Origin of the sequence: Streptomyces sp. NPDC126510 (genome assembly GCF_040302345.1) — a bacterium.
In the GTDB taxonomy this organism is placed as follows: domain Bacteria; phylum Actinomycetota; class Actinomycetes; order Streptomycetales; family Streptomycetaceae; genus Streptomyces.
On the sequence record NZ_JBEORR010000058.1, the window covers coordinates 1 to 19,840 of the forward strand.

General features: G+C 61.7%; 19 protein-coding genes and 4 pseudogenes. 11 read left to right on the top strand and 12 right to left on the bottom strand.

Annotation, left to right across the window (positions count from 1 at the left end; genetic code table 11):
* Positions 1–616 precede the first annotated feature (616 nt).
* The 4 genes from ABTX60_RS41220 to ABTX60_RS41235 all read right to left on the bottom strand — a co-directional run bounded on the left by ABTX60_RS41220 (position 617) and on the right by ABTX60_RS41235 (position 4,055).
* On the bottom strand, positions 617–1,348 hold the full coding sequence (locus tag ABTX60_RS41220) for an IS6 family transposase (RefSeq protein WP_155289649.1): 732 nt from the start codon (positions 1,346–1,348) through the stop codon (positions 617–619).
* Positions 1,345–1,782, bottom strand: coding sequence for a hypothetical protein (locus ABTX60_RS41225; RefSeq protein WP_298783250.1), 438 nt, complete (start codon positions 1,780–1,782; stop codon positions 1,345–1,347). The genes ABTX60_RS41220 and ABTX60_RS41225 overlap by 4 nt, the downstream gene beginning before the upstream one ends.
* A gap of 90 nt (positions 1,783–1,872) precedes the next feature.
* On the bottom strand, positions 1,873–2,670 hold the full coding sequence (locus tag ABTX60_RS41230; RefSeq protein ID WP_350834984.1) for an IS5 family transposase: 798 nt from the start codon (positions 2,668–2,670) through the stop codon (positions 1,873–1,875).
* Between the two features lie 173 nt (positions 2,671–2,843).
* Positions 2,844–4,055, bottom strand: coding sequence for a DUF1254 domain-containing protein (locus tag ABTX60_RS41235; protein WP_298783266.1), 1,212 nt, complete (start codon positions 4,053–4,055; stop codon positions 2,844–2,846).
* A 347-nt stretch (positions 4,056–4,402) separates the two neighbouring features.
* Between ABTX60_RS41235 and ABTX60_RS41240 the strand changes: the two are divergent.
* The 11 genes and pseudogenes from ABTX60_RS41240 to ABTX60_RS41290 form a co-directional block, all read left to right on the top strand.
* Positions 4,403–4,616, top strand: a pseudogene (locus tag ABTX60_RS41240) (IS6 family transposase); the annotation flags it as partial.
* A 423-nt stretch (positions 4,617–5,039) separates the two neighbouring features.
* Positions 5,040–5,858 (top strand): ABC transporter ATP-binding protein, encoded by an 819-nt coding sequence (locus ABTX60_RS41245; protein WP_298783283.1) that lies wholly within the window; start codon positions 5,040–5,042, stop codon positions 5,856–5,858.
* The gene (locus ABTX60_RS41250; RefSeq protein ID WP_298783291.1) at positions 5,855–6,613 is read left to right on the top strand and encodes an ABC transporter permease; all 759 of its coding nucleotides are present in this window, start codon (positions 5,855–5,857) and stop codon (positions 6,611–6,613) included. The genes ABTX60_RS41245 and ABTX60_RS41250 overlap by 4 nt, the downstream gene beginning before the upstream one ends.
* A complete protein-coding gene (locus ABTX60_RS41255) occupies positions 6,610–7,461 on the top strand; it encodes an ABC transporter permease (protein ID WP_298783299.1) in 852 nt (283 codons plus the stop codon). Before ABTX60_RS41250 ends, ABTX60_RS41255 begins: the two co-directional genes overlap by 4 nt.
* Positions 7,462–7,512: 51 nt before the next feature.
* Positions 7,513–8,568 (top strand): ABC transporter substrate-binding protein, encoded by a 1,056-nt coding sequence (locus tag ABTX60_RS41260; protein WP_209923405.1) that lies wholly within the window; start codon positions 7,513–7,515, stop codon positions 8,566–8,568.
* Positions 8,569–8,577: 9 nt separating this feature from the next.
* Complete coding sequence (gene allB / locus ABTX60_RS41265) at positions 8,578–9,990, top strand: allantoinase AllB (RefSeq protein WP_351636314.1); 1,413 nt, start codon at positions 8,578–8,580, stop codon at positions 9,988–9,990.
* A 51-nt stretch (positions 9,991–10,041) separates the two neighbouring features.
* Positions 10,042–10,926 (top strand): hypothetical protein, encoded by an 885-nt coding sequence (locus ABTX60_RS41270; protein WP_209923409.1) that lies wholly within the window; start codon positions 10,042–10,044, stop codon positions 10,924–10,926.
* The gene (locus ABTX60_RS41275) at positions 10,923–11,585 is read left to right on the top strand and encodes a GntR family transcriptional regulator (protein ID WP_298783327.1); all 663 of its coding nucleotides are present in this window, start codon (positions 10,923–10,925) and stop codon (positions 11,583–11,585) included. The genes ABTX60_RS41270 and ABTX60_RS41275 overlap by 4 nt, the downstream gene beginning before the upstream one ends.
* A gap of 62 nt (positions 11,586–11,647) precedes the next feature.
* Positions 11,648–12,025: an allophanate hydrolase-related protein gene (locus ABTX60_RS41280; protein ID WP_352101879.1), complete on the top strand. Its 378-nt coding sequence runs from the start codon at positions 11,648–11,650 to the stop codon at positions 12,023–12,025.
* A gap of 107 nt (positions 12,026–12,132) precedes the next feature.
* Complete coding sequence (locus ABTX60_RS41285; protein WP_350834979.1) at positions 12,133–13,101, top strand: acetamidase/formamidase family protein; 969 nt, start codon at positions 12,133–12,135, stop codon at positions 13,099–13,101.
* 70 nt (positions 13,102–13,171) lie between these two features.
* Positions 13,172–14,371: an amidohydrolase family protein gene (locus ABTX60_RS41290; protein WP_350834977.1), complete on the top strand. Its 1,200-nt coding sequence runs from the start codon at positions 13,172–13,174 to the stop codon at positions 14,369–14,371.
* Positions 14,372–14,449: 78 nt separating this feature from the next.
* On the opposite strand, the gene ABTX60_RS41295 is transcribed toward ABTX60_RS41290, so the two are convergent.
* The 8 genes and pseudogenes from ABTX60_RS41295 to ABTX60_RS41330 form a co-directional block, all read right to left on the bottom strand.
* Positions 14,450–15,841, bottom strand: a complete 1,392-nt coding sequence (locus tag ABTX60_RS41295; RefSeq protein WP_312638636.1) for an IS30 family transposase — start codon at positions 15,839–15,841, stop codon at positions 14,450–14,452.
* Between the two features lie 218 nt (positions 15,842–16,059).
* The gene (locus ABTX60_RS41300; protein ID WP_209923439.1) at positions 16,060–16,260 is read right to left on the bottom strand and encodes a helix-turn-helix domain-containing protein; all 201 of its coding nucleotides are present in this window, start codon (positions 16,258–16,260) and stop codon (positions 16,060–16,062) included.
* A 46-nt stretch (positions 16,261–16,306) separates the two neighbouring features.
* Entirely contained in the window at positions 16,307–16,903 is a 597-nt protein-coding gene (locus ABTX60_RS41305; RefSeq protein WP_351644683.1) for a transposase, read from the bottom strand.
* A gap of 193 nt (positions 16,904–17,096) precedes the next feature.
* Positions 17,097–17,168 (bottom strand): annotated as a pseudogene (locus ABTX60_RS41310) (hypothetical protein); the annotation flags it as partial.
* Entirely contained in the window at positions 17,147–17,500 is a 354-nt protein-coding gene (locus ABTX60_RS41315) for an IS110 family transposase (RefSeq protein WP_209923418.1), read from the bottom strand. The gene ABTX60_RS41315 and the pseudogene ABTX60_RS41310, both read right to left, overlap by 22 nt.
* A gap of 213 nt (positions 17,501–17,713) precedes the next feature.
* Positions 17,714–18,376, bottom strand: a complete 663-nt coding sequence (locus ABTX60_RS41320) for a transposase (RefSeq protein ID WP_245219992.1) — start codon at positions 18,374–18,376, stop codon at positions 17,714–17,716.
* A gap of 38 nt (positions 18,377–18,414) precedes the next feature.
* Positions 18,415–18,708, bottom strand: a pseudogene (locus tag ABTX60_RS41325) (IS110 family transposase); the annotation flags it as partial.
* A 745-nt stretch (positions 18,709–19,453) separates the two neighbouring features.
* Positions 19,454–19,747: pseudogene (locus ABTX60_RS41330) on the bottom strand (transposase); the annotation flags it as partial.
* Positions 19,748–19,840: the final 93 nt, after the last annotated feature.

Here is a 19,840-nt window from a genome sequence, read left to right on the forward strand (position 1 = left end):
TCGCTTCGCTCCCCGCCAGGGAGCCGCTGCGCGGCTCGCAGTGGGTCCAGCCAGGCTGCCGTCGATCGACTCGCTTCGCTCCTCTAAATTCCTGAATTGTCTTTGTCACCAAAGGATTTGATCGTAACTGAAAAGTCGGTACCCAAGCACCAAACGGGGCCGGGGAGGAGTGGGGGTCGCTCGACGCTACCCCGTCTCGCGTCTGCCAGCTCATCGTCATCATGCTTCCCATCCTACAGGACCCCACCCCAAATCGCAAGACAATACAGAACCACAAAACCTCGAAATTGTAACTACAACAACACAATTCGAACTTCTCAAAAATAACTCCATGCGTAACTACCGAAACTGATTATGCACCAACCGATCACCCAAAGTTACTGAAACACAACAACATTCAAAAACACCCGAAAATCGACCTTCCCGAGCCCGTCGCACGCCCGAATCGACGAGCAACAGCAGCTCCCCACCCACCGCCGCCGGCACCGCCGAGCGATCGGCCCGAGCCCAGCCGACACCCCACCGCCGGCAGGGCTTTGTCAACTTAACTGAACATGACTGGGAATCAACAATATTCGATCATACTGGGGCGGATTCTGTTGGTGAGAAACCAGGTTCAGGCGGCGAGTACGCCGGTGGCGTCGTTCCAGGTGGCGAATCGGTTGGTCATTTCGGAGCGGTAATCGCTCGCGGTGAGCTTGTGTCGCCCGGGCCGGAAGTGCGGCGAGATCGCACTGAACACCGCCAGGAACCGTTGCGCTGCGCCCGGTGAACGGAAGAACTTCATGGCGCGTTCTCGTTGCCTGGTGGGTTGGTGCGAGTTTTCGGCCCGGTTGTTGAGGTACTTCGAGCGCCGGTGTTCGACCGATGGCATCAACTCCCGATGCGCCACAACGTAACTGGCAAGCTTGTCGGTCACCAGCACCCTCGGTACCCGGCCCTGCTTGCGCATCAGCCTACCGAAGAAACGTTTCGCAGCCTTCGCGTTGCGTCGTGACTGGACCAAGACGTCGAGGACGTTTCCTTCCTGATCGACCGCCCGCCACAGGTACTTCCGGATGCCGCCGATCTTGACGAACACCTCGTCCAGAAACCATGTATCGCCAGGTTCGGGAGCGCGTCGGCGCAGGCCACGCGCGTATTCGGGCCCGAACTTCGCGCACCATGCACGGATCGTCTCGTACGAGACGACGATGCCACGGGCGAGCATCAACTCCTCGACGTCGCGCAAGCTCAAGGCGAACCTGTAGTACAACCACACGCAGTGCGCGATGATCTCCGCAGGATAGCGGTGCCGTTTGTAGAGTGACCGCGTCGAATCCACCTTTGTCTCGTCTCCCCGACTCATCCGTTGATCATCCCTGACGGAGGCCCAGTTAAGTTGACGATGCCCTCCTCACCCTCCGGCCAAGCCACGAGAACCGGGGAAACACCGGCCAGAGCATCCACCGTGGCAAGGTAAGCAAGACGCGCCTCGAGGTTGTTGACCAGCTCGACGGTTGTTCGTGCCTGTGCCAACAACGCCTCCGGGACGAGGTCGCGGACATCTGCACGCTCACATACCATTCCGATCGTCGTCGGATGCAACTGAGAACGTGCTGCTCTCTCGGTTGCGACGGCGGCTGCAGAGGTCAACGCGCGCGCCGTCGACGCTGCAGACCGGACGTCCGCGGTCCACGGATGACGGAAATCGTCGATCGCCCCGAGCACTGGAGTGTCCGCGTCCACGAGCGCCGTGGAAATGGAATGATCATCGATGGCAATGCCCAGACTTTCACGCACGGAATCCTCCGAAAACCTCACCAAAGTCACGAACCGGGAAAAAGCGTTCCTCGTGCGTCTGGACTCTCAGAGAGCATTCGGAAACTGGGTTCATGCCCTTGCAAGGCGCCGGGTCATGAGGCCGATCATGGCGACGTGAATGACGGCCTCGTGGTGGTCGGGTCGGGTCTCGTAAGCGCGCACGCAACGGCGGTACTTGTTGATCCACGCAAACGTGCGCTCGACTACCCAAACCCGGGGCCGCACGTGAAATCCGCTCGCACCGGGGATCCGTTTGATGATCTCAACCTGCAGGGCGAGCACGCTTTTCGCCCAACCGAGCAGTCGACCGGGGTAGCCGCCGTCGCCCCAGATAAGCCGGATAGTGGAGAAGCCGCCCCGCAGACCGGCCAGTAACCGGTGCGCGGCGTCTCGATCCTGGATCGAGGCGGCGGTCACCACGACCATGAGCAGTAGCCCGTTCACATCCACCGCAATGTGCCGCTTGACCCCATTCGTTCGCTTCCCGCCGTCCCATCCGCGACGAGATCCGGGCACCGTGTCGGCTGCGGGCACGGTCTGCGAGTCGACGATCGCCGCGGTCGGGCACCGGTCTCGTCCGGCCCGCACACGGAGCCGGTCGCGCAGCGCGTCGTGGATGCCCTGCCATACCCCGCCGCGGACCCAACGGACGAAGATCCCGTACACCGTCGACGCCGGCGGGAACTCCACCGGCAACTGCCGCCACGCGATCCCACCCCGAACCACGTAGAGAATCGCATCCAACACCAAACGACGGCAGTACTTTTCGGGCCTGCCGCCCCATCCGGTGGAGTTGCCCGGCCGAGGTAGCAATGGTTGCAGTACCGTCCACTGTGCGTCGGTCAGTGACGAGGACGGATACACCACGTTCCGATGCCCAGGCGCCCCCGACGGGCATGCCGGGCACGACGCGACAAGTGATGATGACATGGCGGGCTCCTGGGTGCGGTCAGCGACTGTTCATCCCTGACCCAACCAGGAGCCCGCCTCTACCCCACAAGCGCGCTGAGCGAGCACCGCCGCGAGTTTCCGAATGCTCTCTAAGTGCCGTCGACGATGTCGGCTTCACCGCCATAGGCGCGGACGACGACGGTGAAGGGCCCTTCGGGAGCGGGGAGCCAATTCGCTCTCGCTGCGGGTTCGCGAGGTTCGTCGTGGGAGATGTGCAGGGTCAGAGAGCCGTCATCGTTGTACACGATGTCCGGTGTGCGGTCGCCAATCGAGTATCGGTCGATGGGGTTCGCGACGAGTAGCCGCTCCGGGAGTCGGTACATAGTTGCCGACCAGAAGAACTTGACCTTCGGTAGAGCATCGGCAGCGAAAGTGACAGTGAATGACTTGGTCCCGACAGGAACGTCGCCGTCTGTGTCATTCAGCCAGCCCGCGTACCACGCTTCGCTCGGAGGGAGCCCGTAAATCCCTTTAGCTGCACCAATGTTGCGGTGCGAGTACTTGCCTGCCATCTGTTCGTGGGTTCCGAAGATGCCGATCGATGACGATGTATGGCCTTCTTGTACTTCGATTTCGGCTCTGCCGTCTGCGAGGCCGTTCTCGAATTGTGCCCGTTCAGTGGCGTCGAGGTCCTCGGTGCGGAACTTCCCCTGTCCACGCAGTCCGATCGTAGATATCCGCGCGCGGATATCTACGTCTTCCTCGAGCGGTGGCGCGTATTGAAGGAGGAAGTCGATCAACTCGTAGAAGGCGACTGTGGTGGTGAACTTCTGCTCATCCCAGACCGGCCATTGTGGGGCAGGGGGCTGTTGCGGCTTCTCGGTCGCGGCGAATGCACTCAGTGGGCGCACGTCGTAGGCGGCCTGTATCTTCTCCATCGCTTCGATACCGTCGGGCATCAGCGCTGTGCGGGTGAGGCTTCCGACGAAATCAGTGGCAGAACGAATGACCCCGTCGATGCCGGCGGGCACGTCGCCGTTCCAGGTAGGCCCGGCAAGGAGGTAGGACCCTGCACCGGTTCCGGTGGTCACAGCGCCGACGAATCCCGCGTAGATGGTGTAGAGATCGTGAAACGGAAGGATGTAGTAGCGGTCGATCGCCGGGACACCCACGACGTACGGTTCGGCTCGCAAGTCCAGCCACAGCCATGAATACGGCGTGTCGTTGTTGGGGGTCACGATGTCTGTATTCTCAGGCCTGGCGGGCTCGGGGTAGTGCCGGTAGATGCCGAATCCGCCGATGTAGCGGGGGTCGCTTGCGTCGATGGCCTGGGCGTACATCGTGCGATAGTTTTCCACCATCGCGTATCCGAAATGTGTACGTGTCCTTCGCGATTGCCCGAATTTCCACATCATTGTCCATGCAGCGGACGATATCCGGGGTCGAGCACTCTCCGCGTCATCCGCCGAGGGTGATCTGGGCGGGTCGTTACAGTGGATCCCCGGTTCGAGTGTTGCGACGATCGACGGAATCCGCCCACGGTGAGAGGCCATTCCGAGTATCCAACGAAGGGGACCGGCCCGGTAGCTTCGGGCCGGTCCCCTTCCGACTACCGATCCACGCTCACGCGAACCGCAACAACGCGGTACGCGTCCGCTCCTCCAGACGCGGAGCAATCGAATCAGGGTTGTCGGCGTTCCACTCCCCCGAGAATTCCCATCAGCCGACCCGGCAACGCGAGCGGGCGATGAAAAGGCTTCCGTTCCGTCGGTGCAGCGCAACGATTCCTCGCCGCTTTCAGTCGTATCTCCCCGCACTTCCGCCCGCCCCGCCACCGTATGAACGCCACCGACCGCCGCACCGAAATCCGCGCTCGATTCCAGGTTTGGAATCAGGTCACTGAACTACGCATCACTGCCTGACCGACTGCTCTGTGGAATGGCCTGCTGCGCCCGAAAACTGCTGTATCCCAGACAACTTGACAACATCCTGTGACCTCCTGTGGATCACTCTGCCTCATCTCTCATATAGATGGTTCACTTTGAGGGGCACGGATCAGCCAGTCCAACTTCCGGGTACCAGTTCATACAAGGGTGTTCCAAGATTCTAGGAACCCGCGCGGTTCCGATTGCTGAGCGCGTAAAGGCGGCACGACGAGTTGACGAAGATCTTGCATATCGTTTTGCGGGCTTCGCCTTGGACCGTGAGGAAGAGCCGTGAGCGCAATGTAATCCACATGTTTCCGTCGTTCATGCAATCGAAACACAGCGTCCCTAAAGTTCGATCTACGCACTTGGATCCAAGCTTGTATGCAAGCGGGGTCGCATCCGATCAAGGGAGAACGAATGATCTCGCCTACCGCGCCGGGGATCCACATCGGCGGTCTCACAAAACAATTCAAGGTTGGACGCTCCACTGTCACCGCACTGGACGGCGTCGACATTCAGTCCGAGCAAGGCGAATTCGTCACGCTCCTCGGACCGTCCGGATGCGGCAAGAGCACCGTATTGCGGATCCTCGCCGGCCTCGAATCACAGAGCGCAGGCACCGCACTGGTCCATGGCGAAACTCCGCAGGACATGCGCCGACACCGCCACCTCGGAATCGCATTCCAAGACTCTGCACTACTGCCCTGGCGGTCGGTCCGCTCCAACATTCGTCTCCCCCTCGAGGTGTCGAAGCAGACGGGTTCGGACGAGTTCGTTCAGGAACTCATCGACCTGGTCGGCCTCACCGGCTTCGAGAATGCACGACCAGCACAGCTTTCCGGAGGTATGCGCCAGCGCGTGGCAATCGCGCGGGCACTCGTGGTCAAGCCCCGCGTTCTGCTCCTCGACGAACCGTTCGGCGCCCTCGACGACATGACCCGACAGAAGCTCAATATCGAGCTTCTCCGGATTTGGACCGAGCGGCCTGCCACCACCCTCATGGTCACGCACGGTATCGCTGAGGCCGTGTTTCTCTCGGACACCGTGGTGGTTATGAGCGCCCGGCCCGGGCGCGTCGAGAAGGTGGTCAAGATCGATCTGCCGCGGCCCCGGACACCGGAGATGATGCGCACCCGCGAATTCCACGAATACGTCGATCTCCTGTCCTCCATTCTCTTCAGCGCTCGCACCCGCGACGAGGACGCACTGGCCACCGTGGGTGGTGACCGCCGATGAAGAACAGTCGATTCCTCGGAGTGCTCGGCACCGGGGTCGTGCTCATCGTGTGGCAGATCGTCGGTATGACAGGCATTCTCGGCCCGGGCATAGCGCCACCCACCGCCATTGTCGGCGGCGTGATGCACGACGGTCTCGCCTTCTACGGAGTCCACATTCCCGTCACGTTGGCATCGGCTTCGGTGGGCTACCTGTGGGGAAATCTTGCCGCGATCGCGTGCGCAGCGCTGGTGACGACGGTTCCGGCCCTCGAGAAGTTGGTGTTGCAGGTGGGTATCGCGTCGGCGTGCATCCCGTTGATCGCAATCGCACCCATCCTCGCGGCGTGCTTCGACGGTGTTGTCACGTCCGCGATCATGGCCGCAGTCTCGGTCTTCTTCACCACCCTCGTCGGCACCATCAACGGGCTCTCACATGCTGATTCGTCGAGCGAAGATCTGGTCCGTGCGTACGGCGGCGGTGAGTACCTCGTTCTGCGTAAGGTGCAGCTCATGTCGGCGTTGCCGAGTATTTTGACTGCACTGAAAGTCGCTGTGCCCGCGGCAATTCTGGGAACGATCATCGGTGAGTTCATGGGGCAGGAGCGAGGTTTAGGGGCTGCGCTCGTTGTCGCTCAGTCCTCGAGTGACGTGGTGCGCACCTGGGGAATCACGCTGGTATCGAGCCTCATCGCCGGTCTTGCATTCCTGCTGGTCAACACTGTCGAGAAGATAGCCACCCCCTGGGCTGCAAGTACGTCGGGAGTCAACGCATGACAATCACACAGGACTCGCCCTCGGAGGTCGCCGGCCCGCGCGCCGCACAGCGAAACCAGGCCCTCACGATTGTGCACAGCCTGGCGCGTACTCTCGCGACGCTCGTCGGGGCAGTGATCGCCATCCTTACCGCCTGGACCCTCTTCATTCGACTGGTCGATGTGAGCCCGTTCGTCGCCAAGTCGCCGACGGATGTCTGGAATTACTTGATCACCGACACCGATGCTGCGGAGCACCGCGCAGTGATCACCTCCAATCTGGCCCGCACGCTCACCGATGCGTCGTATGGATTTGTCCTCGGGCTGTTTCTTGCGGCCGGTGTTTCACTGCTCTTCTACTTTTCGGCCACAGCCGAGGCCATGTTCATTCCGTCTGTCACGGCGTTGCATGCGATCCCGATGGTCACTATCGCGCCGATTCTCGTGTTGATCTTCGGACGCGGACTGGTCGGCACTGCCGTCATCGGTGCTGCGATCGTCGTTGTGCCCGCGTTGCTCACCATGCTGCAGGGGATCCGCAGTACTCCGCGGACCGATGTCGATATGGTGGTCGCGTATGGCGGATCCACTCTGTCCGCATTCTGGAAAGTTGCTCTGCCCCATGCCATTCCCACCTGGTTCGCCGCAGCGCGTCTAGCCGTCACCACCTCGATCGTCGGCGCATTACTGGCCGAATGGCTAGCCACCGGGCAGGGACTGGGAGGCCAGATGCTCAGGGATGCCAACGAATTCGAATTCGCACGATTGTGGTCTTCGGTCGTCGTACTCACCGTCACCTGCATTGTCATCTACCAGATCGTCAGCGTCATCGAAGCCGCTGTCACATCACGCATGAGCGCTCCCCGCTGAGAGCGGCGCCAGCCGAACCCCACCTTTCCTCGTTACCGAAACGGATACCCGATGACCACACAGTTTGATCGCAGGAAATTTCTCACCCGCGGACTCACCTTGGGCGGCCTCGCTCTGGCCGGGCCCGCCGTTCTGTCGGCCTGCATGTCCGGCGACTCGGGCAGCGCCTCCGCAGACGGTTTCGGAGTTGCATCCCAGCGGCTGGCCTGGATCAAGAACACCCAGTTCGCCGGAAGCTACGTCGCCGACAAGAACGGTTACTACACCGACGCAGGATTCAGTGGCTCCGATCTGGTCTCCGGTGGACCCACCGCTCCACCGATCGAATCCGATGTCCTCTCACGCACCTTCGTAGGAGTCTCGCAGGTGCCCATCGCCGGATCTGCCGTCGCGAAGGGCGCGCCGCTGAAGATCGTCGGCGCCGTCTACAGTCGCTACGCCGGATGCGTCATGACGATGGGAAACAATCCCGTCAATACACCGGAAGAGTTGTACGGCAAAACCATTGGATGCGCCTCGTCCAGTGAACCGGTCTGGCGCAACTTCATTGCAGCGCTCGGTCTCGACGAGTCCCGCATCAACACGGTGCCGGTACAGGGCGACCCGATCGGCATGACTGTCGGTGAGATCGACGGCTACGTCGGATTTGTCAACAGTCAGGTGGTCGACCTGCGCAACAAGGGATTCGACATCAACACGATGCTCCTTGCCGACGTCGGATTTCCTCTCGTCGGGCAGACCTACATCACCACCCAGGAGAACATCGACAACAACCGCGAGAAGCTCAAGGCATTCCTACACGCCGAGATCCGGGGGTGGAAGGACGTTCTCGCGGACCCACAGAGGGCAGCGGACCTCACCGTCAACGAATACGGCAAGGATCTCAACCTGAACCCTCAGTCCACCTACGACTGCTGCATCGCGGGCAACGAACTCATCCGCAACGGCTCTGCCGGACAGCAAATTCTGTCGATCTCCGACGCTACTGCCGCAGCGAACATCGAAGCCATCGCAGCCGGCGGCCTGAACCTCTCTGTTGACGACCTGTTCGACCTCGGGCCCATTCGCGAAGTCCACGAAGAAAATCCAGACCTGGCGCTGGCATAGAGCACTCCCTTGTCCAACACACTGTTTTCGCAACCGAAAGGCCCTGAAATGTCCTCTCCCACAACCCCGGACCTCGTCGTCACCGGCGGAACCGTTATCTCCCACGACGGTCGCCGCCGCCAGGACATCGCGGTCGCCGATGGGCGCATCCTCGCAGTCGGCGACAATCTCCTCGCCCCGGGAGTGCCGACCATCGACGCGACGGGGTTGCTCGTTCTCCCAGGATTGGTGGACATGCACGTCCATCTGCGCGAGCCCGGAATGACCGAAAAGGAAGACTTCGCGAGCGGCACGTCGGCTGCAGCTGCGGGCGGCGTCACGACCGTCGTCGACATGCCCAACACCAAACCCCCCGTCGCGACGGCCGAGCGATACCGGCAGAAGCTGGACCTGGTGAAGAACAAGGCGTACGTGGACTTCGGGCTCTACGGGATGCTCGATCACGCCAACTCCGACGAGATCGCGGACATGGCGGAGCTGGGCGCCATGGGACTCAAACTGTTCATGGGTCAGACGACGGGTGACAACCGCTGCCCCAACGACGCCGCGATCTTCCGTGGACTCGAAGCTGCCGCTGCCGCCGATCTTGTCGTGGGCGTGCACGCGGAGAACGATCACCTGCTGCGCATGTTCGGTGACCGCCTCCAAGCGTCCGGTCGTAAGGATCCGCGCGCACACCTCGAAGGCCGGCCCGCCTTCGTCGAGGTCGAGGCCATTACTCGCATCATCACGATGGCAACCGAAGCGAAGACCAAACTGCACATCCATCACCTATCGACGGCCGTCGGACTCCAGCGGGTGATGGATCTGCGTGCGCAGGGGCATCGGGTCAGTGTCGAAGCACTTGTCTCGCACCTGTTCCTCGACGCGGATGCCTACGACACCTACGGGAACTTGATCAAGCTCAACCCGCCGATTCGCCCGGCCTCCGACGTGGCCGCATTGTGGGACGGGATCGACCGCGGGGACGTCGACATCATTGCCACCGATCATGCCCCGCACACCGTCGACGAGCAGGCCGAGACAGATGTGTGGAAGGCGTACGGCGGATTCATCGGCGTGGAAACGATGCTTCCGTTGATGCTCACCGCCGCTGCGCAGGGAAAGCTGACCGTCGAAGACATCGTCCGCCTGTGCTCCTACACTCCGGCGCAGCGCTGGTCGATGGCGAACAAAGGTCAGATCGCGCCCGGCTTCGATGCCGATTTCGTCCTCGTCGACGCCGGAGCCGAGGTTGTTCTCGACCAGAACTCGCTCCACTCCAAGCACAACGTCACTCCGTACGACGGTTGGGCGCTCACCGGCAGTGTTGTCGCGACGTACCTGCGCGGCGGCCTTGTCTACGAGAAGGGAGAAGTGGTCGGCGCACCCCGCGGCCGTCAGGTCCAGCCGGCGCGAACGCCTGCCGATTCCGTGCGCTGACTTGCCGATCCGCGAACAATGACAATCCAGCACAACAGACGAGGAGAGCGCGTGAGCGACATACAGGCAACACTGCTCGGAGATACCGGTTCCGCCACTATCCGTGCCGCGGTTGAGCGTTGCGTCGACGAAGTACATGGTGGGTCCACCGGTTCACCGTCTACCGACCCCGCTGCGATCGCCGGGATAGGCACCACAGCGGCGCATGCGTTGAAAGGTCGACTGCTCCTCGATGCGCTGGCGGACTACGGCGTCGAACTGGATGGGACACTGCCATTCGACAATCCCGAGGCGCTACTGGCGAATCCTGCGTGGACACTCGCGCTCGTTCTCAGTCCGTGGAAGCAGTCGGTCGCAACGTATTTGGCGATGTCAACTCCGTCCGCCGTGCGAACCGGTGTCGTCGACACGATAGTTCGTGAGTCGAGGGGCGAGGTTGGAGTCAACACCAACAGTTGGGCATCTCAGGCGGCGATGGAAACGCTGATGGGTGGCCGGACACCGTCGTCGATTCTGATTCTCGGGTCCGGCGGTTCGTCGAACTCGGTAGCGTTGGCGTGCCGCCGGGCGTGGCCGGGTGTGCGACTGATCGGCAGTGCCCGCAATCTCGACGCTGCAGTGGTGTGGGCGCAGCGATTCGACGCCGAGTTCGCAGCACCTGCTGACGTCTCCGCGCTGCTCGGCCCGGGCACGCCGTCGTTGCTGGTCAATACGACCACGTGGGGTGAGACGGACGCCTCCGAGGAGTCGCCGTTCGTGTTCGACTTCTCGGCTCTCGTATCTCCGGGCAACCAGTTCTTCGATCTGAACAATCGGGTGAGCGCCTTGCAGAGCACTGCGCTGTCGGCAGGTATGAACGTGATGTCCGGAACATTCATGCAGCGCGCCACCAACGCTTGCCGGGCAGCACTGTCGAAAGCGAGGACGACCCTGTGAGCCCGTTGGACAGCATGATCGTGAGCCGTAGCGGCGATCCTGTCAGTGCACGCGAACGTGTATATCTGTATCTCCGGCAACAGATCACCACCGGTGAATTCAGTGGCGGAACCCGCTTGACCGAGGAGCAGATCGCCGACGAGCTCGGTGTGAGCCGGACTCCCATCCGAGAAGCATTGCAGCGGTTGACAAGTGAAGGTCTTGTCGAACGCGTTCGGCGTGGTCAGCTCATCGTCGTGGATGTCGATGCGCAGGCACGTGCCGAGCTTCACGAACTCCGAGTCGCATTCGACCAAGTGGCTGCCAGACTCATCACCGCGAAAACCTCGAGCGTGGACTGGGATTCGCTGTACGCGATGCTGACACCGCTCGATAGTGCACTGAGTGAATTCGGGGTAGGTAGCCCTCAATACGCCATGACTCATCTCGAATTCCACATGGCCATTAACCGAGCCGCGTTCTGCCCCGTCACCTCGTCGTTCCTGGAGAGGCAGGCGTTCTTGTATCCCACCGACGACTACGTCCAGCAATCGGGACACGAACCGATTTCCCAACATCGCGCACTGCTCGACGACCTCGCGAGCGGCGACCTCGACCGTGCCACCACAGCCGTGCGTATCCACGCACTACGCGGGCACGGCAACACCACACTGCGCTGATCCACTCGCAACTGACCCCGCCGCAACAAGGAGTTCCTACGATGTCCCCCAACACTGTCCTCATGTTCGTCAACGGCCAAGCAATGAGCGGAGGTTCACTCAACGACGCCCTGTCCTCGGCGCGTTTTGTCGGTGCGGTGCGCACCGCACCGGCCTATCGGTTCTTCTCGTTCGACGACGAGTTTCCCGGACTCGCTCCCGTCGATGTCGGCGGTTGGTCCGTACCAGGCGAGATATACGAGGTGTCGTACGCCGAGCTGCGCGAGAAATTACTGCCGCGAGAGCCGGACGAACTCGAACTGTCAGTGATCGAACTCGAGGACGGCCGCGGCTCGCTGAGCATGGTGTGCCGATCACTGCCCCTCGTCACAGACTCAGCCCGCGAAATCACCACCCCAGGTGGCTGGCGTGCGTACCTTGCCGCGGCCGCGACCGCGTAATGGAGATACTCCAGGCCGGGATTTATCCGGGCTCCGCTGACCACTACCTCTGGTGCACACCGGACACAGTCAGCTGGGGCACTCTCCCCACCGCGACGACCGAACCTGTGCTCACCCTCGACAGCGGCGAGACTGTCACTTTCGACACGGTCTCGCAAGAAGGTCTGATGGAAGACCAAGGCCGCGACCCCGTGGCCTACTTCCGGCAATACGGAGTCCACCGCTCGAAAGTACTGGCCGACGCCATCGAATTGGCTGCATCGGACCTCCGCAAACCTACAGCGCCTAAAGCTCCACATGTGGTGCTCGGACCCGTTCACGTGCGCGGGGCCCAGCCCGGCGACTGGTTACGCGTCGACTTCCTCGAGATGACACCGCGAGTTCCCTACGGAGTGATCTCGAGCAGGCATCAGCGAGGTGCGTTGCCGGAAATCCTTCCGCGCGATGTCGACGGCAGCATTCCCGCAGTATTCAGCAAGTTCTGCCCACTCGACGACACCGCAGATCGTGCACGATTCGAATTCAGCGGTGGCGCAGCGACAATCGACATGCGGCCCTTCATGGGACTGTGCGGCGTGACACCTGCCGGTAACGAGCCTTTGAGCACCATTCCGCCAGGTCCGTTCGGCGGCAACATGGACGTGCGCGAGATGGTGGTCGGAACCTCGCTGTACCTGCCTATCCAGGTGCACGGAGCGGGTTTCTACCTGGGCGACCCGCACTTCGCGCAGGGCAACGGCGAGATCGCGCTCACTGCACTCGAAGGGTCGCTGCGGGTCACCGCCCGACTGACCGTCGTGAAGACTCTGTCTCAGCCCCGTGCCGCGATGCCCTTCGTCGACACCGACGATCACTGGATCATCCTCGGGATGAACGAGAGTCTGGACGAGGCGATGCGTCAATGCGCGGAACTCTCGGTCGATTTCCTCGCCTCGTACACCGGTATGACACCCAGTGAGGCCTACCTGTATCTCAGTGCAGCGGGCGACTTTTCGGTGACGCAGGTAGTAGACCTGGTCCAAGGTGTCCACTGCTCGATACGCAAGAAAGACTTTCGTTCACTCGATCGACCCTAGGAGTACCGTGACCCGGAATTCATCGCTGCCCCTCGCCGCACCGCTGCCCCTCGTCCTGGGCGGACACGCAGTGCCCACGTTGCACAATGCGACCCTCGTCGACGGACGGATCGTCGATGTTCATATCGTGGGCGGGCGAGTGTATGACGTCGTACCCGCGCAAGGGCTAGTGCCAAGCGAGGACGACCTCGACCTCACCGGATTTCTCCTGCTCACGGCGCCGGCAGAGCCGCACGCGCATCTGGACAAGGCACTATCGTTCGACGAGATCCGGCCACCTGCTGGTGATCTCGGTTCCGCAATCGAAACCTGGGAAAACCACACACCGTCCCTGACCGTCGAGAGTATTGCCGAGCGCGCCCGACGCGCGGCATTGTTGCTGCTGGGCAACGGAACGACCGCGGTGCGATCACACGTCAATCTCCTACGAGGCGACCAGCCGTTACGTGGAATTCAGGCACTGGTGAAAGTCCGTGAGGAACTCTCGAGCGTCATGGATATTCAGCTCGTGGCGATGACGCCGTACGTCGTGGGCGACGAGGCAGTACATGCAGCCCTCGACCTCGGCGTCGATTTCTTGGGTGGGCATCCGCACCAAACACCCGACCCCAGCGGAAATCTGCAGCGACTGTTGGCAATAGCACGTGATCGCCGCGTCGGCGTCGACATGCACACCGACGAGCAAACCAACCCGACGATGCTCACGCTCGAGGAGCTTGCTCATTCCGTCCGGGACTGGCCGAGTTCGATGCCGGTGACCGCCGGACACTGCGTCAGTCTGGGAATGGTCACGCCGGAAGTGCTGGCCCGCGTGATCGAAGCGGTCAAAGAGAGCAACGTCGGGATCGTCAGCCTGCCGATCACCAATCTGTACCTACAGGGCTGGGACACCCCTGTGGCAATGCCGCGTGGTCTCACCGCCGCGCGGGCATTGATCGATGCCGGTGTACGGTTCGGCGCCGGCGCCGACAACGTTCGTGACCCTTACAACCCGCTCGGACGCAGCGATGCTCTCGAGACAGCGATGTTGCTGGTCACTGCCGGGCATCTGTCTGTCGAGGAGGCCTATCGGGCCGTCAGCGACGGCGCCCGTGACGTCATGTCACTTCCGAAGTCGGGAATCGAGAAAGATGCACAGGCCGAATTGTTAGCCATCCGTGCGGAAAGCCTCGAAGAAGCCGTTGCGGCCGCACCTCAAGACCGGATCGTGCTGCACCAAGGAAGACTCGTGTCGATGAGCAGAACCCAACGAGGGTTCTGCGAGTTCTGAGTTCACACGGCACCGGTTGGCGTAGCGAACGCACCGACCTGAAAAACTCTCTTTTCACAGCGTAAGTGCACGGCGGTTTCAAGAACCCAGCGCAACACTGCTGATGAGTTCGTTCAGTTTCTCACGAGGGGTATGGAATCCGTGAATCTTCCGGGGGCGGTTGTTGAGCTGCTCGACCATTGCCTCGATCGCGTCGTCGGATACGTTGTTGAAGTTAGTGCCCTTCGGGTAGTAGTCGCGGATTAGGCCGTTCAGGTTCTCGTTCGAGCCTCGTTGCCAGGGCGAATGCGGGTCGCAAAAGAACACGGGGCATCCGGTCGCGATCGTGAAGTCTTTGTGTCTCGACATCTCCTGCCCCTGATCCCAGGTCAGAGTTTTCCTGAGATGTTCTGGGAGGCGCATGATTTGGTTGCGGATGACGTCGATCACGGTGGCCGAGTCGCGGACGCCGGGTAGCCGTTCTATCAACGCGAAGCGCGTGTTCCGCTCGACGAGCGTGACGATCCCGGAGTTTGCGGGACCGACAACGAGATCGCCTTCCCAATTCCCAGGGACAGCACGATCCGCCGCGGAAGCGGGCCGGTCCGTGAGCCGGGCCCCCGCTAACCACGGTCGGACATCGCGGGATGGCAATCGTGAGGCAGGTGTCCTGCGAGAACGGCCTGAACGCAACGCCTTGGCGACGGTCAATTCGTGCCGTAACGATCCCCGGCCTTGGACATAGAGGGCTTGGTAGATTGTTTCGTGGGACACCCACAACTGCGGCTGGTTGGGGAACATCATCCGTTGTCTCCCTGCGATCTGCTGCGGAGAGTGCTTCTCGTTCAAGCCTGTGACGACGAGTGACCGCAGCTCATGGCAATCAAGTTTGCGTGCCCTTGTTCTCACGCGCGAGCGCATCGTGTGGTGATGCGCGACACCGGCATGGTATCTCGTCTCTCGCGACCCGCCGCGCCCTCGCCCGGTCTCGACTCTGTGACGTCCAAGCTCCCGTGAAATTGTGGACGCGGCAACGTCCAGGTGCCGGCCGATCGCTCGTATCGACCACGCGGGCGTGCTGTTGATCGCCATCTCGATGAAGACACGGTCCTGGTGAGTCAAGCGACGGTATGCGCGTTGAGGATTCAACGCTGACGTTGACGTAGTGACAGGCTCGATGCCGCCTCGGGCTCCCATACGGATCACCATGCCCGCTAGCCTGGCCCACTCGACGACCGCTCCCGTGTTCACACCGAATCGGCTCGCCGTTTCCTGAGCGGAAGCACCCATAAGAAGCATCGAATACGCGATGCACCGATCGTTCCACGAAACCGTCACGACAACCTCCGCATGAAGGTGTTGCGTTGGCTTCTTGAAACCGCCCACCTTTCGTTGTTCAACACTTCTGCAATACAAGGCCCCGCGAAAGATGTGGGCTGACAACCGGATTGCATACATCCCTAGCCGAGCAATTCGGAACTCATCCCACATCGGAGCACCGCGACTGAATGGGTTGCGCCGCAGCAGCGCTACGCATCGATTAACGCTTTCTGCACGTGATGCAAATATTATTGATAAATCTGAAGCCCTCTTTTCGTGGTCAAGGCATGACTCGCATCGCGGGTTCGCCTGCGGTGCGGAGCCCGGTAGATGTTGTCAAGTTGTCTGGGATACAGCAGTTTTCGGGCGCAGCAGGCCAATTGATGCTCCTAGGGTGTCAAATCGGTGTTTCGGAGCCATGTTTCGTAGGTGGTGAGGAAGGTAGCGTCGTGGACCCGTCCGTTTTCCGCGAGTGAAATCTTGGCGATGCTGACGCCCAAGGCTGCGGCCGCCTGAACTTGGATGAGTCCGCGTTCTTGGCGGAGCGGTCGAAGCTTTCGGTGATCGACAACGGGGACGGGGCTACTGATGAGTGTGAAAGACTTCTCGAGCGATCACGCGTTTGAGCTCTCTTGGTCAAGTCGCGGTGACAAGCAGTTGTTCGCCGCGGTGTCGGCAAGGAGCGTAGGGGGTGTCGGTGGTCCAGCAGGCCCAGATCACTCGGACCCATCCACGGGCGAGTATCCGTACCGCGTGTGGGTGCCGAGCACCCCGCGAACGGGCACGCCGGTAGCAGTCGCCAGCCCACGCCGAGCTGTGTCGTGAGTTGTCGGCGAAGCCTGTAATCGCGGCGCGTGCCGGCTTGTTGGCGGTATAGCGGAAGCCGACGCTGCGGGATTTTCCCGAGGCCCTCGTGACCGGTGCGGCCCCGCACAGGGCGGCGACCTGTTCGCCGGTAGTCGCATCGCTCGAGCAGGGCCCGATCTCTGCGATGAGCGCCGCGAGGCTGACGTTGGCGACGCGCGGAAGGGACTCGAAGAGCACAGTTTTGGGATGGGCAGCCAGGGCGTCCGCGAGTTCGTGCTCAAGACGGGCGATTTCGGTGTTGAGCAGGGCGATCTGGGCGATTGATCCACGAATGATCGCTTCGAGTACCTTCGGCGCGATGGGGTTCGCGGCGGCGGGCGCTGCCCGGAGCCGCCCGACGAGTTCGGCCCGCGGACTTGCCGCCACGGTAGCTGTGCCGATGGCAGAACTGGCGCATCCGACCTTCACCGAGAAGTGCCGCCGACTGTGGGGTGGGGTAGTCGGCCAAGAATGCCAGTGCGACTTGGGATGTCAGCTTCTGGAATACCTTCGCCGCGCCGGGCCAGTGCTCGGACAAGATGGCCCACAACTGATTCGAGGACGCCGTGCGCGCCTGGACCAGCACGGTTCGTGCGCGAACGTGTGTGGCAAGTTCCCTGGTGGCCTGCGCTACCGGTTCGACCCGGCGCAGGCGGTGATTGTCGGTGCGGGCGTAGTCGGCGAGCATGATGTGACAGCCTTCGCTCCTGCCGAACCCCACCGTGGCCGCGCAGCCTTGAAAGATGCCGGTTCGATCATCAGTACGGGATGCCCTGCGCTGGCAATGCGCCCTACGACCAGACCCTCACCACGCTCGACCGCCACCGGGAGCCGGGCCGGATCACCCAGTTGGGAGAGTTCGGCGAAGAGCGCCGCGATGCCTTTCTCGGTGTGCTCGATCATCCAGGTCTTGATTACCGTCCCGTTGTCGTCGATTAAGCAGACGCCGTGCCGAGTTGAACCCCAATCCCATCCACAGAACATGTGTTGACCTCCAGGTCCGAATACCGTCGCTGGAGCCGGGCAGGGCGTCGGTTCCTCATTGTTCGGCCCTCGTGGGGCTGCTCTCTCGCGCCGATCACACTCCCCGGCAACGGCGAGGGCGACCTGCTCAAACGGGCCATCGAGTGGCTAGACAGCGTGGCCGTCCCCCGTCGTTCCCGACGAACGAGCCGACATGGCCCGCATTACCCATACTCATCCAATGAGGCAGCGGAGGATTTCCTTGGTTCCCTTGCCTTCCTGCTGCTTACGTTGAATATAGTCGCGGGTTCGTTGGTCGTAGGTCATTCGCGTGAGGGCGATTTGATGGAGGGCGGAGTTTGCATGCCGGTCGCCGCCGCGACCCCGCCGGTGACGAGTGGTCTTGCCACTGGAAGCCGGAATAGGGCTCGTCCCACAGAGTGCTGCAAAAGACGCTTCCGACTTCAGTCGATCGGTGTTTCCACCGGCGGTGATCAATAGTTGTGCGGCGGTGACGGTTCCAATGCCCTTCGTCTGCGCCAGCCCCGGGTTGATCGCAAGCACCAGCTGCTCGAGATCGGCCTCAAGTACGTCGATTTCCGCGGTGAGGTGCTGGTACCGGCGCGCCAGAGATTTCAACGACGACATGATTGTGCGGGTGAGCATGTTCTCTTCCGATGCCGGCCTCGTGCGGGCCAAGGCGGGGAACAATGCCGTGTCGGCGGTACTTCGGTACCGGGCCCGAATCTGCTCGGGTGCGGTGACCAGCAGACTTTTGATCTGAACGCGAGTGGCAGTTCGTGCTTTGACCGCACTGCGACGCGCTGCGTGGATGTAGCGGGCGGCCTCGACGAGACCGTCGAGTTGTTTCGGTTCCGGATGATCGTCGGTGGCCAAAGCCGCTGATGCGGCTGCATAGGCGTCGACCTGATCTGTTTTCCTTGCATACGCCGCACTTGCCGATTCGGACGGATCACCTCGACCACACGGACCCCGGAATCCTTCAAATGCTGGGTGATCCCAGCGCCGTACGAGTGGGTGCCTTCAACTCCGACCCGTCGGACAAGGCCGAACGCGGCGATGTACGCGGCGATCGCCTTGTAGCCTTTCAAGGTTGTCGAGAATCCCGCGTCTCCTAGCCTGCGACCGGTGGTATCGATCACGGCGACATGATGGGTGTCGGCGTGGGTGTCGATCCCGGCGATGACTTCCAACTCGATCATTGTCATGATGGAAAGTGCCTTCCTGTTACCAAACGAGGGCTCGCCGGTCAGGAAGGGCAGACAAGACGTTGACGGGGCTTCTACCCAAGCTCCTGACTTGTTCAATGGAAACCAGGACAACCGGGATCTGCAATCTCGTAAAGTCCACGGTGTCGGTCGGCGCAGGCTCGCAAGCTCCTTGCCGCCCCAATCGGGTGATTGGCTCACTTATAGCGTGCCCTTCCGATCGACACCGGCCTACGGTGTGGTTCGACAGAGGCGTGAAACGATCAACTTCAAGTCAGGATGCCCACCGCAGGTGCACACCGAAACCGCACCCGGACAACAGGAGCATCCGAATTAATCATCATCGGAATCGACCCGCACAAAGCATCATTGACAGCCGTCGCCGTCGACAACAGCGGCGAGACAATGGCCCGCCGCAGGTTCGCTGTCAATTCCGGTACTGCCACGCAACTGCGGAAATGATCACACAGATGGGCCGAGCGGCGTTTCGCCGTCGAAGGCGCCAAGGGATTGGGGCGCGGTATCGCACAAATACTGCTCGCCGACGCTGAACACGTCGTCGACGTACCGTCCACCCTCGCCATGCGTGTGCGCGTGCTCGATACCGGCGGAGGACGCAAGACAGATGTGGACGATGCACGTACTGTCGCATTGACGGCATTGCGCCACAAGGGATTGCACGCGGTTCGGTACGAGGATCAGTCGAGGGGGCCTTGACCCCGGAAACTGGACACGGGGTTTGTGATTACGCGGCTTGCTGCAGGCTATCGGATGTGTGAGCGGTTTCGTAGTCGGTGGGACTGAGATAGTCGCAGTACGAGTGTCGACGCCAGGTGTTGTAACGGGTGACCCACCGGAACACCGCCAGCCTCGCCACCCGGGGCGATTCCCAGCGGGCTGCTCCTTGTAGGGTCTCCCGTTTGAGTGTCGCATTGAACGACTCGGCCAGGGCATTATCTGCGCTCGTGCCCACCGCTCCCATCGATTGCGCGACACCCAACTTCGCGCAGAGCATCGCGAAACCCTTTGAGGTGTACTGATTGGGCTCAATCGGTGGACGCAACATTCGAGGTCAGGAGGGTGTTGTGGGTCGTCCATCGGATTGGGTGCGGGAAGTAACGGGCAGGGCTCC

Bases quoted from the DNA above. Each gene is read 5' to 3' on its own strand.
- ABTX60_RS41280 (WP_352101879.1), top strand. From the start codon at position 11,648: ATGTTCGTCAACGGCCAAGCAATGAGCGGAGGTTCACTCAACGACGCC.
- ABTX60_RS41260 (WP_209923405.1), top strand. From the start codon at position 7,513: ATGACCACACAGTTTGATCGCAGGAAATTTCTCACCCGCGGACTCACC.
- ABTX60_RS41295 (WP_312638636.1), bottom strand. From the start codon at position 15,841: ATGTGGGATGAGTTCCGAATTGCTCGGCTAGGGATGTATGCAATCCGG.
- ABTX60_RS41220 (WP_155289649.1), bottom strand. From the start codon at position 1,348: ATGAGTCGGGGAGACGAGACAAAGGTGGATTCGACGCGGTCACTCTAC.
- ABTX60_RS41315 (WP_209923418.1), bottom strand. From the start codon at position 17,500: ATGTTCTGTGGATGGGATTGGGGTTCAACTCGGCACGGCGTCTGCTTA.
- ABTX60_RS41235 (WP_298783266.1), bottom strand. From the start codon at position 4,055: ATGGTGGAAAACTATCGCACGATGTACGCCCAGGCCATCGACGCAAGC.
- ABTX60_RS41255 (WP_298783299.1), top strand. From the start codon at position 6,610: ATGACAATCACACAGGACTCGCCCTCGGAGGTCGCCGGCCCGCGCGCC.
- ABTX60_RS41250 (WP_298783291.1), top strand. From the start codon at position 5,855: ATGAAGAACAGTCGATTCCTCGGAGTGCTCGGCACCGGGGTCGTGCTC.
- ABTX60_RS41245 (WP_298783283.1), top strand. From the start codon at position 5,040: ATGATCTCGCCTACCGCGCCGGGGATCCACATCGGCGGTCTCACAAAA.